At 72.7% G+C, this 17892-nt stretch carries 16 protein-coding genes; 12 read left to right on the forward strand and 4 right to left on the reverse strand.

The window, feature by feature from the left end; all coding sequences use genetic code 11:
• Positions 1 to 33 precede the first annotated feature (33 nt).
• Together HK417_RS02030 and HK417_RS02035 are read right to left on the reverse strand one after the other, a co-directional pair.
• A complete protein-coding gene (locus tag HK417_RS02030; protein WP_222262812.1) occupies positions 34 to 660 on the reverse strand; it encodes a hypothetical protein in 627 nt (208 codons plus the stop codon).
• A gap of 15 nt (positions 661 to 675) precedes the next feature.
• A complete protein-coding gene (locus HK417_RS02035) occupies positions 676 to 1572 on the reverse strand; it encodes a zinc metalloprotease (protein WP_222262813.1) in 897 nt (298 codons plus the stop codon).
• A gap of 442 nt (positions 1573 to 2014) precedes the next feature.
• Between HK417_RS02035 and HK417_RS02040 the strand changes: the two genes are divergently transcribed.
• From HK417_RS02040 to HK417_RS02095, 12 genes are all read left to right on the forward strand, one after another.
• Positions 2015 to 4195 carry a hypothetical protein gene (locus HK417_RS02040; RefSeq protein ID WP_222262814.1) on the forward strand — a complete coding sequence of 727 codons (2181 nt, stop codon included), beginning with the start codon at positions 2015 to 2017 and terminating at the stop codon, positions 4193 to 4195.
• Between the two features lie 28 nt (positions 4196 to 4223).
• A complete protein-coding gene (locus HK417_RS02045; RefSeq protein ID WP_222262815.1) occupies positions 4224 to 4544 on the forward strand; it encodes a hypothetical protein in 321 nt (106 codons plus the stop codon).
• A gap of 345 nt (positions 4545 to 4889) precedes the next feature.
• Positions 4890 to 5357: a hypothetical protein gene (locus HK417_RS02050; protein ID WP_222262816.1), complete on the forward strand. Its 468-nt coding sequence runs from the start codon at positions 4890 to 4892 to the stop codon at positions 5355 to 5357.
• Positions 5358 to 5463: 106 nt separating this feature from the next.
• Positions 5464 to 6729 carry a catalase family protein gene (locus tag HK417_RS02055; protein WP_222262817.1) on the forward strand — a complete coding sequence of 422 codons (1266 nt, stop codon included), beginning with the start codon at positions 5464 to 5466 and terminating at the stop codon, positions 6727 to 6729.
• Between the two features lie 12 nt (positions 6730 to 6741).
• A complete protein-coding gene (locus HK417_RS02060; RefSeq protein ID WP_222262818.1) occupies positions 6742 to 8007 on the forward strand; it encodes a hypothetical protein in 1266 nt (421 codons plus the stop codon).
• A 35-nt stretch (positions 8008 to 8042) separates the two neighbouring features.
• The gene (locus tag HK417_RS02065; protein ID WP_222262819.1) at positions 8043 to 9551 is read left to right on the forward strand and encodes a Dyp-type peroxidase; all 1509 of its coding nucleotides are present in this window, start codon (positions 8043 to 8045) and stop codon (positions 9549 to 9551) included.
• A complete protein-coding gene (locus HK417_RS02070) occupies positions 9548 to 9955 on the forward strand; it encodes a hypothetical protein (protein WP_222262820.1) in 408 nt (135 codons plus the stop codon). The genes HK417_RS02065 and HK417_RS02070 overlap by 4 nt, the downstream gene beginning before the upstream one ends.
• 67 nt (positions 9956 to 10022) lie before the next feature.
• Positions 10023 to 11396 (forward strand): patatin-like phospholipase family protein, encoded by a 1374-nt coding sequence (locus tag HK417_RS02075; protein ID WP_222262821.1) that lies wholly within the window; start codon positions 10023 to 10025, stop codon positions 11394 to 11396.
• Positions 11386 to 11619 (forward strand): hypothetical protein, encoded by a 234-nt coding sequence (locus HK417_RS02080; protein WP_222262822.1) that lies wholly within the window; start codon positions 11386 to 11388, stop codon positions 11617 to 11619. The genes HK417_RS02075 and HK417_RS02080 overlap by 11 nt, the downstream gene beginning before the upstream one ends.
• A gap of 48 nt (positions 11620 to 11667) precedes the next feature.
• Positions 11668 to 13572 carry a peroxidase family protein gene (locus HK417_RS02085; protein ID WP_222262823.1) on the forward strand — a complete coding sequence of 635 codons (1905 nt, stop codon included), beginning with the start codon at positions 11668 to 11670 and terminating at the stop codon, positions 13570 to 13572.
• Positions 13573 to 13585: 13 nt separating this feature from the next.
• Positions 13586 to 14545 carry a trypsin-like serine peptidase gene (locus HK417_RS02090; RefSeq protein ID WP_222262824.1) on the forward strand — a complete coding sequence of 320 codons (960 nt, stop codon included), beginning with the start codon at positions 13586 to 13588 and terminating at the stop codon, positions 14543 to 14545.
• A gap of 1 nt (position 14546) precedes the next feature.
• Positions 14547 to 15473: a hypothetical protein gene (locus HK417_RS02095; RefSeq protein ID WP_222262825.1), complete on the forward strand. Its 927-nt coding sequence runs from the start codon at positions 14547 to 14549 to the stop codon at positions 15471 to 15473.
• A 295-nt stretch (positions 15474 to 15768) separates the two neighbouring features.
• Here the strand turns inward: HK417_RS02095 and HK417_RS26045 are convergent, their stop codons facing one another.
• Both HK417_RS26045 and HK417_RS02105 read right to left on the reverse strand, forming a co-directional pair.
• Positions 15769 to 16248 carry a LysM peptidoglycan-binding domain-containing protein gene (locus HK417_RS26045; RefSeq protein ID WP_222262826.1) on the reverse strand — a complete coding sequence of 160 codons (480 nt, stop codon included), beginning with the start codon at positions 16246 to 16248 and terminating at the stop codon, positions 15769 to 15771.
• A 607-nt stretch (positions 16249 to 16855) separates the two neighbouring features.
• Complete coding sequence (locus HK417_RS02105; protein WP_222262827.1) at positions 16856 to 17629, reverse strand: hypothetical protein; 774 nt, start codon at positions 17627 to 17629, stop codon at positions 16856 to 16858.
• Positions 17630 to 17892 lie beyond the last annotated feature (263 nt).

A 17892-nucleotide genomic window follows, 5' to 3' on the forward strand; every position in this document is an offset into this window, starting at 1 on the left:
GGACCCTCCGTACGAAGTGTCGGACGCCGGTGCTCATCCGGCGCCTCCCTGAAGTAGTGCGAACCGCGCGCGTTGCTCCGGGGTGAGCAGCGCCAGGAGCCGTGCCGAGCCGGCCTCGTCGACTGCCCTCGCGCGGCCCTGGAGACCGGACGAGTCGCTGCTGCGCCCCGCCCCGCGGCCCCGCTCCGCGCCGGCCTCGGCCAGCACGCGGGCGTACTCGGCCTCGTTCCCCTCGGCGACCGTGGACACTCGCCGGCGCTGCTCCCCCGTGAGGCCGAGGACGTCGGCCACGTCCTCGTCCAGCAGCGCGTCACCACCCCTGGCCCGCCACGACAGGCGGCGCAGACGGGCGGCGCGCTGCTCCCCGAGCAGTCGTCCGACCTCGCGCTCGGTCGCCTGCCGCGCCGGCAGCGCGGCGGGGTCGACGTGCGGAGGGCGCCACTCGCCCGTCGAGTAGAGCTGCCTGAGTGCGTCGCGGTAGCGCCGCTCGATCTGTGCCGCCCGGGTCACCTCCTCCCCGGACATCCCGAGGAGGAGGTGCACGTCCGGGCTGACGAGCAGGGTCACCACCTCACCGGCCGCGGCGTAGCCGTCGCCCGACACCCGCAGCTCTCCGGCCTCGGGGTCGTCGATCCGCAGCTCGCCGGCTCGGTAGGCCATGCCGTCCCGGTCCCGTCAGAAGGTGCCGGTCTCGAAGTCGATCCCCGCTCGCGCCGAGTCCGCGGCATCGGCGAGGCCGGCGCCGAGCAGTTCAGGCCGGTAGAGCGTGACGTGCTCCTTCATCCGGGTGACCTGACCCGCGGAGAACTCCGTCATCCCCGCGTCGTCCGTGTAGTCCATGTAGTTGGTGGTCGGGTCGTTCCCGCTGTCGTTGGGGCACGTGTCGCGTGTCGGGTCAGCGGGTCCGAAGTGGGGGCTGGCCTCGAACGGCGTGTCCGCGACCTCGTCGCCCGGGGGCGTACAGCCACCCTGGAACGTGTGGTAGAGACCGAGCCAGTGGCCGACCTCGTGGACGGCGGTCAGGCCGAGGTCGTACGGGCTCGACGAGCCGCCCGGGAGGGTCGAGTAGAGGATCACGACGCCGTCCCTGACCGGGTCGCCCGCGAAGTCGGTCGGGAACGTGGCCCACCCGAGCAGATTGTTGCCGATGCCGGCGGTGTAGAAGTTGAGCGCCCGGTGCCGGTCCTCGCCGAGGGCCGTCTTCGCCTTCCGTTCGGCCGGACTGTTCATCGTCATCCTGAACCACACGGGGTCGTCGGTGCGGTCCACCGACGCCCGGGTGAACACGATGTCGTGCGGCTTGAAGGAGTCGTTCAGCACGTTGAGCTGGGCGCCGAGCTCCTGGTCGCTCAGTGCGCCGGTCGCGCCGTCGTGGATCACGTGGAAGTGCACCGGGATCTCCAGACGCGTCACGGCGGAGGCGTCCATGCCGTTCGCCCGGGCGGTGCGGAGGTGGGCGCGGACGCGCTCCCTCTGGAACTCGTTGAGCTCCGGCGTCCCGCAGCGCCGCCCGCCGCGGACGAACGCCTCCTGGCTGTCGTACTCCCGGTCCCCGATCACCAGCTTCTCCATGACTCTCCTCCCTGTGGACCCGACCGTGCCGGAGGGCGGCGACGTGCGACCGTCCGGCACGAGGGGTCCGTCTCCGGCACACCTCGTGGCGATGGCGGAGATGCTCGCGGTCGGCCCGTCACTCCCCCATCACCCCCGCATCACGTGTGCGGTCAGAGTCCCGGGTCCGGCCCGCACGTGACACCGCAGTGACGCCGTGGTGATGCCGCACGGCCAGGCTCCGCTCCGTCGGGATGCCGGCAACGGCGGAGTGCGTCCCGCGGAGCCGCTGACGGAGGTCGACGATGATGCACGCGGACCGTCGACGGACAGGTCGTGCTCGATCCGCTGTACCGACCGGTAGTCGTGGCCCCGTGGCTGATCCCGACGCCGGCAACGCCGGCGGTCACCCGCCCGTACCGCGCGTCGACCGTGCGGCCCCGTCCCGTCCCAGGTGGATGCCATGACCGCTCCCTCCCCGCGCTCGTTGGCCGGCGGCGCCGCCGCCTACTCCGTCGACGTCGGCCGCGTGCCCGACCCCCAGGGGCCGCCGCCCCCGCTGCCGGATGGGCTGCCGTTCCTGGCGCGCGACTACCGCGCCGGGCTGGGCGACACGAGCGACAGCGGACCGATCACGCCGACCCGCACGCTGCGGGGTGGTTGCTACTACGTGCGTTACACACCGCTCCAGACCTCACCGACCCGCCCCGGCGCGATCTACTACCTGGGGACGCTCCGGGTCCAGCGCGTGGGGACCACCCTGACCATCAGCGGCGACCTGTACCTCCGCCACGTGTCCAGCGGCCCCCCGGCGGACGCTGCAGGTGAGCCGGAACCGGCCGACGGCATCCCGGTCCTCCCCCGCGCCGACTACCGCTACTACGTGCGCGCGACCAAGGTGTCCGATTCCCCCGGCGCACGGGAGAGCTTCACCCTGACGTTCGAGCTGTTCCGGTTCAACGCGGCGATCACCGCGTGGACCAACGAGGGCGTCTCGACGGTGCAGCTCTCGTGGACGACCGCGCCGCCGGGCTACCCGTCCGGCGCCGACTACCTCACCGGGGACGTCGAGAACGCGGCGGGCTCGGTGACCGGGACGCTCTCGCTCGGGTGGATCTCCCCCTTCCTGCGCCGCTCGACCCTGGAGGTCGACCGCGTCCCGGGAGGTGTGGCGCCGAGGACGAACGGCTCGGACGGCTACGGCTGGCGGCAGGTGTTCGAGCCGGTCGGCTGGGACCTGACCGTGGTGGAGAGCGACGACGCGGTCGCCGAGCCCAGCGGCGAGTCGTGGGGCGACGCCGAGATGCACGCGGCCATGCTCGAGTACCGCGAGCGGCGGCAGGCCCTGCTCGATGTGGAGTGGCGCTATCACCTGATGTGCGTGCGGCGCCTCGACGAGACCGAGCGCGGGATCATGTACGACAGCGCGGCCGTCGACCTGAACAGCACGGCCCGGGAGGGTGTCGGGATCGCCTGCGACTGGGTGTACGAGCAGGACGAGCCCAGCTGGGGAGCCCTCCGGGGCACGCGGTTCGGTGACGACCCGCCCACCTACTTCCGGACCGCCGTCCACGAACTCGGCCACGCCATGGGGCTCTACCACAACGCGTCGGACAACGGCTTCATGAACACGACGGACGTGATCGCCCGGCGCGCGCACGCGGGGCGCCCGTTCCCGCAGAACATCCGGTGGGCGTTCCACCCGGACGACGAGAAGCGGCTCCGTCACATGCCGGACGTGTGGGTGCGCCCCGGTGGCATCCAGTTCGGCGAGGACTACTCGGTGGCACCCATCGCCGCCGACGACCTGGTCGAGCGGCCTCCGGGGTTGCGGCTCGAGGTGTGTCCCGTCGGGGAGCTGCTGCCCCTGGGCGCACCGGCGCGGGTCGAGTTCGCAGTGGTCAACGAGTCGACGGCGCCGGTGCTCGTGCCTGCGTCACTCGGCCTGCGGGGAGGCACCGTGCGAGGGAAGGTGATCGACCCGGCGGGGACGGTGCGGACGTTCCTCCCGCTCGTCCCGTGCATCGAGAGCCAGCCGCTGCGCGTGCTGGAGCCGGGCGAGCGGGTGTCCTCCTCGGCGACCGTCACGCACGGACCGCAGGGCGCGCTCCTCCCCAGCGCCGGGCTGCACCGCATTCTCGTGGAGGTCCGCTGGGACGAGGGCGGCGCGCCGCGTGCGCTCAGCGGCTCGGCCACCCTCCTCGTGACGGCGGCGACCTCGGCCGAGCAGGAGCGGGCCGCCTACGGGATCCTGTCGACCCCCGACACCCTGCTGGCCATCGCCGCGACCGCCGACATCGGGAACGGCTTCACGGCGATCGAGCAGGCAGCGTCGGACCCGACGCTGGGCCGGCACTACGCGTGGCTCGAGGCGAAGCGCGCACTCCGGAGCGGGGCGACGACCGACGAGCCGTACCGGCGGGCGCTCGAGCGGCTCGCCGACGCCGACGTGGTCGTGAGCTCCGCGGAGCGCCGCCGCGCCGTCGAGGCGCTCGACCGCGTCGAGGCGCGATACGCGGTGCACGAGGAGGCCATCCGCCACGAGGGGGTGGCCGGGGCGGAGGACGCACCGGACGTCAGATCGCTGCGGAAGCTCGCCGCGGCCGCTCGTCGGAACATGGACGAGGCGAGACGGCCACGGTGAACGGCGCCGGACGGCACAGACTCTCCTCGTGAGCGGCACCGGCGTCACCCTCGGCGAGATGGTCGGGCGGTGGGCCAAGATCGACGACGGCGGGTCGACGACTCCCTTCCCGCAGGAGATCGAGTTCTTCGCGGACCGCACGTACCGCGCAGTCGGCGACGGGGTGCGCCGGCCGGTCTGGGACGAGGCGTCGTTCGACGTCCTGCGCGACGGGTCGGTGCGCATCCGGACGGCTGACGACCGCAGGGAGACGTACTCGGCGAGCCTCACGGGCGAGTTGCTCACCCTCTCCGCCGGCGACGACCGGGTGACCTTCCGACGGATGCCGTCCCGGCCGGACGACCGGTGAACTGCAGGCGGGTGCCGCACCACGGTCACCGGCAGGCCGGTGGCCCGTGCCTCGACCAGGCGTCCACGGCAGCCACGCTCGACCCGCGGTGGTCTTCGCCACGCGTGGCGAGGACGCGGTCCTCTCCCGCGACAAGGACAGGTGACGTTCCGGTGACGCCGGAACTGCAACCTGGGTCGTGACGTCGGTCGGACCCGTCAGGGGGTGTCATGCCGAACTGCGCCACCTCGCGGGCTCCGGTGTCCGTCGTCCCCGTCGTGACCGTCATGGCGACCCCGAGGTCGGGCGGCGATGACGGGGAGGCCGCCGTCCCGCACGCCGTCACCTCTGCCGCTGGAGGCTCCTGTGCTCTTCCGACACGCCACCGCCGTCCAGGACGACGTCCTCGACGAGCGGGCGCTGCAGCGCATGGACAACCGGGAACTGGATCTGCTGTTCCGCAGCAGCCCCGCGGGGGACATCCCGCGCGGACGCCTGCCCGGCACGGGGTTGCTGTTCCCGGGAACCCCTGCCTGCGGTCCACTGGCCCGGCTGGTCCACCTGCTGGTCTGGCAGGGCAAGGAGACCGAGGCCTCGGGGCGGTCGCTGAAGAACCTCGTCGGACCGCTGCGCATGCGGACGATCCGTGCCCGGCTGTCCCACGACCGCAGCTGGGTCGACGACAGGGAGTGTGTCCTCATCGACTACTCGAGGACGTCCATCGTGGCCCGGATGGTCCGCGACGAGGTGCGTCTCGTGGGCCCCTCCCTCTACCTCGGCGTCGTCTGGCTGTGGAGGCGCCGAGTCGGGTGGTTCACCCTGCGCCAGCGGTAGACGTGCCGGCACCAACTGTCGCCGGTGACGGGTGGTCGACGACTCTCCCTCCCGGCCGATCGACCGCCACCCGTCCGCCCCGACCTCCCGATGCGAGGGCCGTGCCGTGAACCCCGGAGGCCCGTTCACGTACTTCGTCCTCCGCCCGCTCAGCGACCTGTTCCTCTGGGCGTGGCGGCTGGAGCGGCGCCTGGAGTTCCTCTACCGGGCGCACTTCGACCGATGGTTGCGCCCACCGCTGTTCGCCCTGTTGCAGGCCCTGCAGAACCGCCTGCGCGAGGACGAGCACCTCGCCCTGGCGCAGGAGAAGCAGCTGCCGGACGAGGAGCGGTACACCCAGGAGATCATCGACGAGATCAGCGCGTTCACCCGCGAGAACTGGCTGCCGGGCGCGGCTCAGCGGTTCGGCAACACCAAGACGTTCGGGGTGCTCCGGGGAGAGTTCACCGTCCTGCCCGACCTGCCGGAGCACCTGCGGGAGGGGCTGTTCGCCGCGCCGCGCGAGTATCCCGCGTGGGTCCGCTTCTCCGGGCCCGGCCCCTTCGCGCCACCCGACCTCGAGGACCTGGGCCAGTGTTCGGTGGCGATCAAGGTCATGGGCGTGGACGGCCCGAAGCTCATGCCCGACGAGGAGCGGACGCAGGACCTGATCCTGGTCTCGCCCGCGAGCTTCGTCACGCCGGACATCCGGGAGAACTCACGGATGCAGAAGTGGGTGCGCGCGAAGGCACCCCTGGGCTACCTGCTGGACCCCCCGGGCCGCCACCTGCTCCACCTCGCGATGCAGCTGCTGTACAGCCCCATGCACGCCAACCCGCTGGAGGTCCAGTACTACAGCAACGTGCCGTTCCTCCTCGGGGAGGGCCGCGCCGTCGAGTACTCCCTGAGGCCCAAGCGGAGGGGAAGGACCAGAATCCCGGCCCACCCGACCGAGAACTACCTGCGGGAGGCCATGGTCCGCACCCTGGCCCGGGGCGACTGGGAGATGGACTTCATGGTGCAGGTGCAGACCGACCCGCACCGGATGCCGATCGAGGACGCCACGGTCAAGTGGCCGGAGCGGCTCTCGCCGTACGTCCCCGTGGCGCGGCTGCGGCTCCCGGCCCAGCGCTTCTACTCCGACGCCCAGCTGGCCTTTGCCGACGTTCTCCGCTACAACCCGTGGCACAGCCTGCCGGAGCACCGGCCCCTCGGTAACTCCAACCGGGCGCGGCGCCGGATGTACGCAGAGCTGGCCCAGCTGCGCCAGTCGATGAACGCCGTCCCCCACGTCGAACCCGACGGCAGCGAGGTGTTCCCCGATGACGCCCGGGGGCCGGAGCAGCAGCGCCGGGCCACCGTGGTCGGTCGCCGTGCCGTCCCTGAAGGCTGATCGGAGGACCCCGTGCCCGAGCAGTCCGCAGTGACCGTCCTCGCACCGCTCCCGGCCGGGCACCACGACCGTGCGGCGACCGCCCTGGCGGACCTGGCCGGCCCCGACCGGATGATCCTCCCCTTCGACCGGCTCGCCGGCCTGCACTTCGCCCGGCTGATGCTGCTGGACGACGCCGTGAGCCCGTCCGGCACCAGGGTCGGGGCCAGCCTGCTCTACACCGCCGACCTCGACGGCTCGGCTGACGCCCACCTCCAGGCGCTGGCCGACGTCTCCGGGCCGGGCCTGGACCGCGCGTTCTCCTGCTGCACCGACTACCCGACACGGCCGGATACGGCCAGCCGGACGGCGTGGCTACGGGCACACCGCGTCCCCGAGGCCGCCTTCTACGTGAACACCGTGGGACGCGGTGTGTCGCAGGTGCGCGCCGAGGCTCGGTTGCGGAAGGGCCTGGAGGCGTACCTGGACGAACACCGGGACGGTCTCATCGACCTCCCGCCGGCGGAGATCCACGCCGTCCTGCGCCGGCACGCGCTCACCGACCCGGACCTGCGTATCGGTGTCGTACCCGCGCGGCGTCCTCCGCTGTGGTGGCGGGCCAGGGAGCTCGTCCACCTGCTGGCGGTCCCCGCGGTCCTCCTGCCGCTGCTCCCGGTCATCCTCCTGGCCCTGCCGTTCGTGGCCGTCGCCCTGCTCATCCACGAGTTGCGGGACGTGCCCGGCCGGCAGCGCCCCGACCCGGCCACGGTGGAGCGCCTCCGGGCGAGTGAGGACCACGTCGCGCACAACCCGTTCGCCGCCGTGGGGTTCCTCAAGCCCGGACCCTTCCGGGCCGCCCTCACCCGGACCGTCCTGTTCGCCATCAGCTACGCCGTCCGGCACGTGCTCAACCGCGGCAGCCTCGCCGGGGTCAAGACCATCCACTTCGCCCGGTGGGTCTACCTCTCCCCCGATCGGATGATCTTCCTCAGCACCTACGACGGCAGCCTCGAAAGCTACATGGACGACTTCATCGACAAGGTCGCCTGGGGTCTCAACGCCATCTTCAGCAACGGCCTCGGCTACCCCCGGACCATCCTGCTCCTCTGGCGCGGCGCGCGGGACGAGGAGCAGTTCAAGAACCACCTGCGCACCCACCAGGCCCTCAGCCACGTCTGGTGGTCGGCCTACGAGGACCTCACCGCGCTCAACGTCGGCGCCAACGCCGCGATCCGCCGGGGGTTGGCCCGCCGGACCCTCTCCGACGACGAGGCACGCGACTGGCTCGCCCTGCTCTGACCACCGCAGCACCCGCACATCCGGAGGTGACGGACATGGCACCGACCCGCAGCGCGGCGCCTCCCCGGGTCGACCGCGGCGCCCGGAGGCCGGCCCCGCCGGGAGCCGGCCCCGCTCCCCGCAGTGGACGCGGCGTCGACCGGGCCGACGTCCAAGGGATCGTGGGGAGCGGGTACGGGCGGCTCCCGGAGGCGCTGTTCCTGGGTTTGCGCGTCGACGATTGCGCCGCAGGACGCGCGTTCCTCGCCGGCCTCCTCCGCCTGGTGACCAGCATGGCCGCCGACCACGGCACCCGGGCCCTCAACGTCGCCCTCAGCCACTGCGGCCTCGCCCAGCTGGAGCTGCCGCAGGCGGCCCTGGACCAGTTCTCGCTCGAGTTCGCCGGCGGGATGACCACCCCCACCCGCAGCGCCTTCCTGGGAGACGAGGGTGAGCACGCCCCCTCCACCTGGGCGTGGGGCGGCCCCACCAACCCCCGTGTCGACGTCCTGCTCCTCCTCTACGCGGCGTCCGACCCGGAGCTCCGAGCGCACACCGAGGCGGTCCGCCGACTGGTCCCCGCCGATGGGGTCGAGGAGGTCGTCACGCTCCCCACCACCACCCTGGCGCAGCGTGACCACCTCGGCTTCGCCGACGGGATCTCGCAACCCTCGGTGGCCGGCCTGCACGGGGAGGGCGCCGACGGCGACGTGGCCCTGGGCGAGTTCCTCCTCGGGTACCCCAACGCCTACGGCACGCGCACCGGACGCCCCCTCCTGCCCGTGGCGGCGGACCCCGGCCAGCTGCTGTTCCCCGCCCCCGACGCCGAGACGCCCAGCGTCGATCTCGGGCGCAACGGCACATACCTGGTCGCCCGCACCTTCGCCCTCGACGTCACCGCCTTCTGGGACCACGCCCACCACTGGGCGGCGCGGACCGGGCTGCCGGCCGAGCAGGTCGCGGCGAAGATGGTGGGACGGTGGCCCAGCGGCACGTCCCTCACGGTCAGTCCTGACCGCGACGACCGGGCCCATCCGGTGGACAACGCCTTCCGCTACCACCGGGACGGCGACGCGCTCGGCCTCGGGTGCCCGATCGCGGCGCACGCCCGCCGAGCCAACCCGCGGGACTCGCTGGACCCGCGCCCCGGCTCGGAGGCCTCGGTCCAGGTCAACGACCGGCACCGGCTCCTGCGCCGCGGCCGGCAGTACGACGTCCTGCCGTGCGACCAGGACGCCGGCAACGGAACGGAGGCGGACGCCGGGCGCGGACTGCACTTCCTCTGCGTGAACGCCAACCTCAGCCGCCAGTTCGAGTTCGTGCAGCACACCTGGCTGAACAACCCGGCGTTCGCCGGCCTGCAGGACAGCCCGGACCCGATCGCGGGGGCCCACGCCCCGGACAGCGGGGTGTTCCCCCTGCCGGCCGACCCCGTCCGCCACCGCCTGCTCGACCTGCCCCGGTTCATGCGGGTCCGCGGCGGCGGCTACTTCTTCCTCCCCGGCGTCCGCGCCCTCCGCTACATCGCCTCCGGCCCCTCGGCCGACAGGGAGGTCCCCCGATGACGTCGAGCGCCGATCTCGCCCGCGTGCTCCTCGCGGGCGTCCGCCTGACGATGGGGACGGCGGGCCTGCTCGCCCCCGGTCTCGTCATCCGCCGGCTGGCCATCGACCCGGCCACGCAGCCCGGTATGCGCTACCCGCTGCGGATGTTCGGCATCCGGACCGTGCTGATCGGCGCTGAGCTGCTCGATGGCAACCCGCGCCGACGGGAGCACGCCGAGCAGCTGGCCCCTGTCGTCCACGGCAGCGACACGGTCTCGGCGTTCCTCGCCTGGCGCCGGGGCGACCTGCCCCCGCGTGCCGGGGCGATGGCCACCGCCATCTCCGCGGCGAACCTCGTGCTCTCACTGGTGAACCTGGGCGCGCGACGCCGCCACCCACCCCGCCGCCCGTTCTGTTCCCGCTGATCCGCCGGACGGCTCAGGAAGTGTTCGGAGGTGCACGTGGAAGCACAGGTCCACGGGGAGGCGCGACGTGAGCCAGCCTGACCCCGGGCGACGTGGCGACCCGGCCCCGAAGCGGGTGGGGATGGTGATCGCCGGTGCCGGTGCCCGGGGGGCGTACGAGGCCGGCGCCCTGTCCGTGATCGTCCCGCGGCTGGCCGCGGCCGGTGCTCGTCCGCGAGTGTTCGTCGGCACGAGCGCCGGAGCGATCAACGCCACCGTGCTGGCCGCAGGCGCGCACCTGTCGGCCGACGAGCAGGCTGCGGCGCTCCTCCGGGTGTGGCGCCGGATCGGGCCGCGCGACGTGTTCGGCCCCCTCCTGGTCTCCACTCCGCGGACGGCCGGGACGTGGCTCGGGCAGCGGCTCGGCATCAGGGGCGTGCGGCTGACCGGCCTCGTGGACACCACGCCGTTGTCCCGCACCGCCGACGCGGCCGTCGACTGGGAGCAGCTGCGCACCAACGTCGAGCGCGGGGACTGCCAGGCGCTGGCCGTCGTCGCCACGTCCGGACGCACCGGCCGCACGGTGGTGTTCAGCGACCTGGCGCCCGGCTCGACACTGCCGCCGGCCGACGAGGACCGGGCGCTGGACTACGTCGCCGCCTCGGTCGGCAGCGCGCACGTGCGGGCCTCGGCGGCCATCCCGGTCGTCTTCCCCCCGGTTCAGGTCACGGAACCGCCCGAGGGGACCGGCTGGTACCTCGACGGCGGGGTCCGTCTCAACGCCCCGCTCAAGCCGGCCCTCGACCTCGGCTGCGACGCCGTGGTGGTAGCTGCGACCCACCCGGACAACCACGCCGTCGACCCCCGCACGGCCCAGGCCCCGCACGACCGGCCCGACGTCGACGACGCGCTCGTCATGCTGCTCGACGCCGCCTTCGTCGACCGCATGGTCGAGGACCTGCGGACGCTGACCAAGGTCAACGAACTCGTGGCCGCCGGCGGCGCACGCAGGCGCACCGGGCGGCCGATGTCCGTGGTGCCGTACCTCTTCGCCGGTCCACCGGAACGGGCCACCCTCAGCCGGCTGGCCGCCGACGTGTACCGGGACCACTTCACGGGGCTGCGGGGCGCGCTGCGCAGCCTGCTCGAGCCCGACCTCCCGCTGCTGGCCCAGCTCCTCGGAGGGGACGGGCCCCGCCGCGGGGACGTGCTGAGCTACCTGCTCTTCGATCCCGAGTTCATCGCCCGGGCGATCGCGCTCGGGCAGGAGCACGCCACCGCGCTGTTCGCGGCCGCCCCGGGGACGCGCGTGCCGTGGCGCACCGAGCCGGGGGCGCCACCGACGACCCCGGCACCTCCCGGCGGTCACGGCACGGGCGCCGGCAGCGGGGACGAGGGTCCCGTCCCGCAGCCGCGACCGGCACGGTCCGGCGCATCGACACTCCCCGGAGGTGGCACGTGAAGGCTCGCTCTCGCCGGCTCCAGGCGACACGCTCCCCATCGGCTCGGTCGACGCCGTCACCGGCCTGTCGGACGTCCTCGACCGGGTCCGTGACGGGACCGCGGTGCGGGCGGAACAGACCGGCAGCCCCGGCGTCGCAAACCAGGACCCGCTGTCCCGTATCAGCGGGCTGGCCGCGCAGCTCTGCCAGGAGCCGGCTCGGTTCGGCCCGCTGGACGAGTGAGACACCACGGCACCGCACGAGGCAACGCGCACGCCCGAGGAGGCACCCATGACCAAGGCGTCCACGACCGAGCTGCCCAGGCGCAAGCTCGCCGGCCACGGGGCACCCCGGAAGACGGTGCGGCCCGGCGCCGCCCCGTCCGGGAACGGCTACCGGCCGGGCTTGCCGTGGCGGGTGTACCGCGCGGTGGCCCAGGCACTGGATCGGGTGGTCGGCTGGGACCGACTGCCCGTGCCCTTGGGGCTGGCGGTGCTCGCCGGCCTCCGTGACGCGCTGCGCCGGCACAACCTGCACGACGCCGGCGCGCTGCCGACCACGCAGTCCCCGGCCGTACCGCCGTTCGACCCGCAGGTCCTGACCTCGCGCACCGTGGACGGCAGCTACAACGACCTCGCCGTTCCGTCCGCGGGGATGGCCGGCTCACGGTTCGGGCGCAACGTGCCGCTCGTCGCGGCCGGCCGGCCCTCACCGGCCGAGGTCGTCGAGCCCAGCCCCCGCGAGGTGAGCCGGCAGCTGATGACCCGAGACGAGCTCATCCCCGCGACGTCGGTCAACGCGCTCGTCGCCCCGTGGCTGCAGTGGATGATCCGTGACTGGTTCAGCCACGGGAAGAGCCCCACCGAGGACCCGTGGCGGGTCGAGTTGGCCGACGACGACCCGTGGCCCGAGCGGCCCATGCTGATCATGCGCAGCCCCGAGGACCCGACCCGCCCGGACACCTCGTCGCCGCGGACGTCGGTCAACACCTGCACCCACTGGTGGGACGCCTCGCAGATCTACGGCGTCACCGCCGAGCAGCAGCGGGAGGCCCGGGCCTTCGAGGGCGGCAAGCTGCGCGTCGAGGCCAACGGGATGCTGCCGACACCGAGGAGCAACCACCCCACGCTCGAGGAACCGGGGTTCTGGCTCGGCCTGGTACCACTGCAGACCCTCTTCACCCGCGAGCACAACGCCGTCTGCGACATGCTGGCCGACGAGTTCCCCACGTGGGGTGACGAGGAGCTCTTCCAGCGCGCCCGGCTCGTGGTCGCTGCGCTGACCGCCAAGATCCACACCGTCGAGTGGACCCCCGCGGTCATCAGCCACCCCACCACGGTCACCGCGCTGCGGGCGAACTGGTGGGGCCTGGCCGGAGAGCGCCTCAGCACGGTGTTCGGCCGGCTCAGCGACAGCGAGCTGGTCAACGGGATCCCGGGGTCGCCGACACGGGACTACGGCGTCCCCTACTCCCTGACCGAGGAGTTCACCGCCGTCTACCGGATGCACCCGCTCATGCCGGACCTGTTCGACCTGCGCTCGCACGAGGACGACCGGCGGTACCGGACGGAGCCCTACAGCCTGCGCGAGCTGGCCGGCCCCGGGTCCCTGGCTCTGCTGGACACCGTGCCGGTGGCCGACCTCCTGTACTCCTTCGGCACGGAGCACCCCGGGGTGGTGACCCTGCACAACTTCCCGAGGTCCCTGCAGGAGTTCGTCCGGCCGGACGGGAAGATCATGGACCTCGCCGCCGTCGACATCCTGCGCCACCGCGAGCTCGGCGTCCCCCGCTACTGCGAGTTCCGGCGACTGCTGCGGCTGCGGGCGCCCGCCGACTTCGAGGAGCTGACCGGGGGCGATCCCGACCTCGCGCGGCAGATGTCGCAGCTCTACGGCGGGGACGTCGAGAAGGTCGACCTCATGGTCGGGCTGTTCGCCGAGCGCCTGCCCGAGGGCTTCGCGTTCAGCGACACCGCGTTCCGGATCTTCATCCTCATGGCGTCGCGCCGGCTCAACAGCGACCGGTTCCTGGCCGAGGACTTCACGCCGGCGGTCTACACGGTGCCCGGCCTGCGCTGGCTCGCGGACAACACCATGGCCTCGGTGATCCAGCGGCACTATCCGCAACTGCGACCGGCGATGCGCTCGGCGCCCAACGCCTTCCTGCCGTGGCAGCGTCCCGGCGTCCGGAGCTGAGGAGGACACGACCATGGTGACGACCGGGGTGGACGACAGGGTCCGGGAGATCCGAGAGCGGTGGGACGCGAGCGAGGAGCAGCGCGCGGACGCCCGGGCGGCGATCGACCGGCGGGACCTGAGTCTGGCCAACAGCCCGGCGGACCTCCAGGAGCGCGAGGACCGGCTGCGGCGGCGGCACCTGCGGCTGGAGGGCATCGTCGAACAGGACGACTCCGTCTGGCTGAGCTTCTTCGACTGCGGGCTCCGGGCGGCCCGCTCGGTCGGTCGGGTCGTCGAGGCGCCGCGGCGCCAGCCGGCCGTGCCCATCGGCACGGGTTCGCTGGTCACCGACCGCCTCCTGCTGACCAACCACCACGTCATCCGGACGCCGGACGAGGCCACCGGGATGGCCGTGGAGTTCGCCTACGAGTACGACGAGGACGGCGAACCGCGCAAGGAGGACCGGTGGCCGCTGGCCCCGGGCGACTTCTTCGTCACCGACCCCGACCTGGACTACACCCTCGTCGCGGTTGCCCTGCGGGACGGCCGGCCGCCCGGCGAGACGCACGGCTGCATCGCGCTCATCGGACAGACAGGAAAGGCCGTCATCGGCGAGGTGCTCAACGTGATCCACCATCCCGCAGGCGAGCGCAAACGGGTCAGCCTCCGGTTCAACCGCATGGTCGCCGAGGACGACCTCTGGCTGCGCTACGAGAGCGACACCCGGGCGGGCTCGTCGGGCGCGCCGGTCTTCAACGACCAGTGGGAGATGGTCGCGCTGCACCATGGCGGGGTCTCCTCGACCGACGACGAGGGCTTCGAGCTGACCCGCGACGGACGGCGCTGGACACCCGACATGGGTGAGGACGCGGTGGCCTACGTCGGCAACGAGGGGGCCCGGGTCAGCCGGATCGTCCGCAGCCTCCGCGGCGCCGACGTCCCACCGGAGCAGCGCCGCCTGCTGATCCCGGTCCTCGGTGAGGAGCAGTGAGATGGCCGCACCCACGCTGGTCTTCCTCCACGGTCGCGGACAGGAGTTCAAGAAGCCAGATCAACTGCTCCGCAAGTGGTTGGCGGCCCTGAACGCCGGGCTCACCGCGGCCGGCGCCGACCCGCTGTCCGCCGACCGCGTGGTCCTGCCGTTCTACGGCAACGTCCTGTACCAGGTCACCGCGGCGTCGGCGGGCAGAGCCCTCAAGCTGGAGTCGACGCGGCCGACGGACGAACCGGCGCCGTTCTCCCCCGCTACTGCGCCCGAGACCGGCGCGCTCGAGCGTGAGCTGCTCGTCGACATGGCTCGGGCTGCCGGTATGGCGGTCCCCGACCCGGACGAGCCGCCACCGCCGGTCGGGCGGACGGGGGGTGGGGGGCGGCTGCGCGAGGAGGGCTTTCGCGACCGGATCCTCTCCTGGGGCCCGGCGCGCGAGATCCTCGTCTCGCTCGCCAAGCGGTCGCGGGTCGATCAGCTGGTGATCACCGCGCACCTGCGCGACGTGGCCATCTACCTCAGCGATGGCCGGGAGGAGGTCCTCGAGGTGGTCCGGAAGGCCGTTCCCGCGGAGGGGCCGCTGCTGCTCGTCTCGCACAGCTTGGGCACGGTGGTGGCCCGGGACCTGCTGCACGACGACGACGTCCGCGAGCGGACGACCCTGTGGGTGACGATGGGGTCACCGCTGGGTCTCGAGGCGGTGCAGAAGAACCTGATCGACCCGAGCCACAGGCACCCCGGGGTCGAGTGGCTGACCGCCTACGACGTCAACGACGTGGTCGCCCTCGGGCACCCCCTGGTGAAGTCCTGGGGGGCGCCGCTCACGGACCTCGAGGTGGAGAACGACACCGACCCCCACGCGGTCTCGCGCTACCTGGCGCACGGGGATGTCGCCGGCCCCATCGGGATCGCGGCGGCCCGCTCCCACTGACGCAGCCCCCGCTGCCTGCTCGGGATGGGCTCCCGCAGGCGCCTGCGCCGTCCGGGACCGCGAACCCCACTCCCGCGGCCCGGGAGCTACTCGCCTCGTGCACTCCGGACGGAAGCGCGAAGACCTGGCTGCTGGATCCGGACCTCGTCTGGATCCGGACCTCGTGCTGCCGCCACTGGACTCAGCAGCGGATCGGGCCACCGGGGAGGGAGGGACGAGTCGGTCTGTGCGCCGGCGGCGCAGGGGGCCGGTGAGCTGGCGATGCTGCTGGGTCAGCGGCCGAGCGTCGTCGTCCTCACCCACCGAACTCCTGAGGGACGCGGAGGATCTGGCCCACCAGGATCCTGTCCGGGTCCGGGAGCTCATTGGCGACGGTGAGACGGCGTACATCGGTGCCGTACTGACGGGCGATCGCGTGGAGGGTGTCCCCCCGGACGACCTGGTGCACCAGGTAACCCCGCATCCCGGCGATGACGATGACGGGCACCGTCTGGGTGTCCAGGCCCGGGGGCCGATGCCCGGAGGGACCGTCCCCGAACAGTTGGAAGTCGGCCGGCCCGATGTGGTCGGTGGCGACCTCGTCCTCGTGGACGAACGACTCCAGCAGCGCCATCGAGCCGGCCTGGAAGAAGCCCGCGGCGAGTTCGTTCCCGCCATGAACGAGGCGCCAGCCGTAGGACGCCTCGAACGCGGTCCCGATCGCGGCGATGGCCACCCGATAGCCGATCAGGTCCTTGGGCAACGGCTGACGGAGCTGGATGCCGTACCGGTCCACGAGGACTCCCCTCCTGAGACCAGCGGTCGACGCTGTTCTCCGTTGCGGTGGAGCTGGCCAGGTCATCTGTCGCCGGACTGGCCCCGTTGCCGCTCGACGCTAGAGGCGGTGCGTCACCAGGACGTCAACGGTCGCCCTGAACCGGATCGGTAGGCGGAGCTTCTTCGCGCTGAACCCGCCCGTCGCTGCACACCCGCATCCGCTCACCCTCACGGCCGACGTCATCGGGTGGCCCGCTCGCAGGATCCTCGCCGTTGACGGCCCGGTGACGCCGGCCGTGGTGTCCTCCACCGGACGCTGTCCGGGCCTGGCGGTGTCGCTGGTCGGCCTGCTTGCACGAGACCGGGGAGGTTGGTGTCACCCGTCGGTCAGACGCCCTCGAAACCGGGAGGACTTCCATGGTCGACGTATCCATCCGCATCTGCAGGACAGCGCAGACGGGACAGGTATGAGTCGCGCCGACAGAACTCCCACGCCGAGGGGTCACCGGGCGCCCAGCGGGATGCCCTCTCGCGGCCCGGTTGCCGCGGGCGGCGTACCCGGACATCGCGGCGCTCGTGCCGCCCCTCCCATTCTGCCCCGGACCCACGGTCCGCCCGGTGATCCGTCAGCCGGCTTCCTCGGTGCGCGCGTAGCTACGCGCCCCCCACCAGTCCCACTCCTCCTCGTTGGGTGGCGTGCCCATGAGCTCGTCCATCTTCCAGCCGTAGAGGCGGAACAGGAACCACTTGATGTCGTGGGCGTAGCCGGTCAGGTTGGCCGGCCGGTCGCGGACGTCATAGGAGACCCACCACAGCCGGTCGAGGTCGTCGTCGGCGAACGCCAGCACCGCCTCTGCGCCGGCGTAGTGATCGGGATGGTCGCCGGGGTTGAGCGTGCGGTCGTGGTCGGCGGTGTTGACCCACGGGCGCATCGATCCCCGCTCCGAGGCGACGATGCCGCGGAGGGTGGCCACCAGGTCGTCCCAGCTGTCGTAGGTCGTCGACTCGTCGATCGCCGGCAGCGAGGAGATCTCCCCGCTCTGCAGCTTGCCGAGGGTGCGGTGGTCGGTGGAGTCGAACCCATCGCCGTCGACGTTCCCGTCGGGCAGCCGCAGGGCGTAGAAGGCCCAGGTCGGCCCGGTGTAACGCTGGATCGAGTGCCCACTGACGGTGAGCTGGGTCGACGTCGGCGGGCCGGGGGTCAGTGTGCCGGCCATCGACTCGATGCACGCCGCCTCGTGCGCCTCCCACCAGCCGTCAGTGCGGCCTGCGTCGTCCGCTGTAAGCACGATCTGCACCGTCTTCACGTCCGGGGTGTGCAGGTCGGTGAACAACCCCTCGCCACGGAACAGCAGGGCATCGTCGGTGTGGGCGCAGACATAGAAGACCACGTCGGACACGGCCGCCTCCTCTGCTCGAGCCTCCCCCTGGAGTCACACGTGGAGCCTGCTCGCGTCGTCGGCGACACGCCCGGGCCCGGCGTGTGTGGCGCCTTCCGGGAGATCGAACGGCGCCGATGTGCGACCCCCGACGTCGGCGGCAGCCACGAGACACGACTCGGGGCGCCCCGGACGCCCCGACCACACGCGGAGCCACCACCACGTCAACATGGGCCGGATCGGACAGCTGCGCTCTGGCAGCACATGGGTGCCCGTGGCACACC

It is taken from the genome of Modestobacter marinus, from assembly GCF_019799945.1.
In the GTDB taxonomy this organism is placed as follows: Bacteria; Actinomycetota; Actinomycetes; order Mycobacteriales; family Geodermatophilaceae; genus Modestobacter; species Modestobacter marinus_B.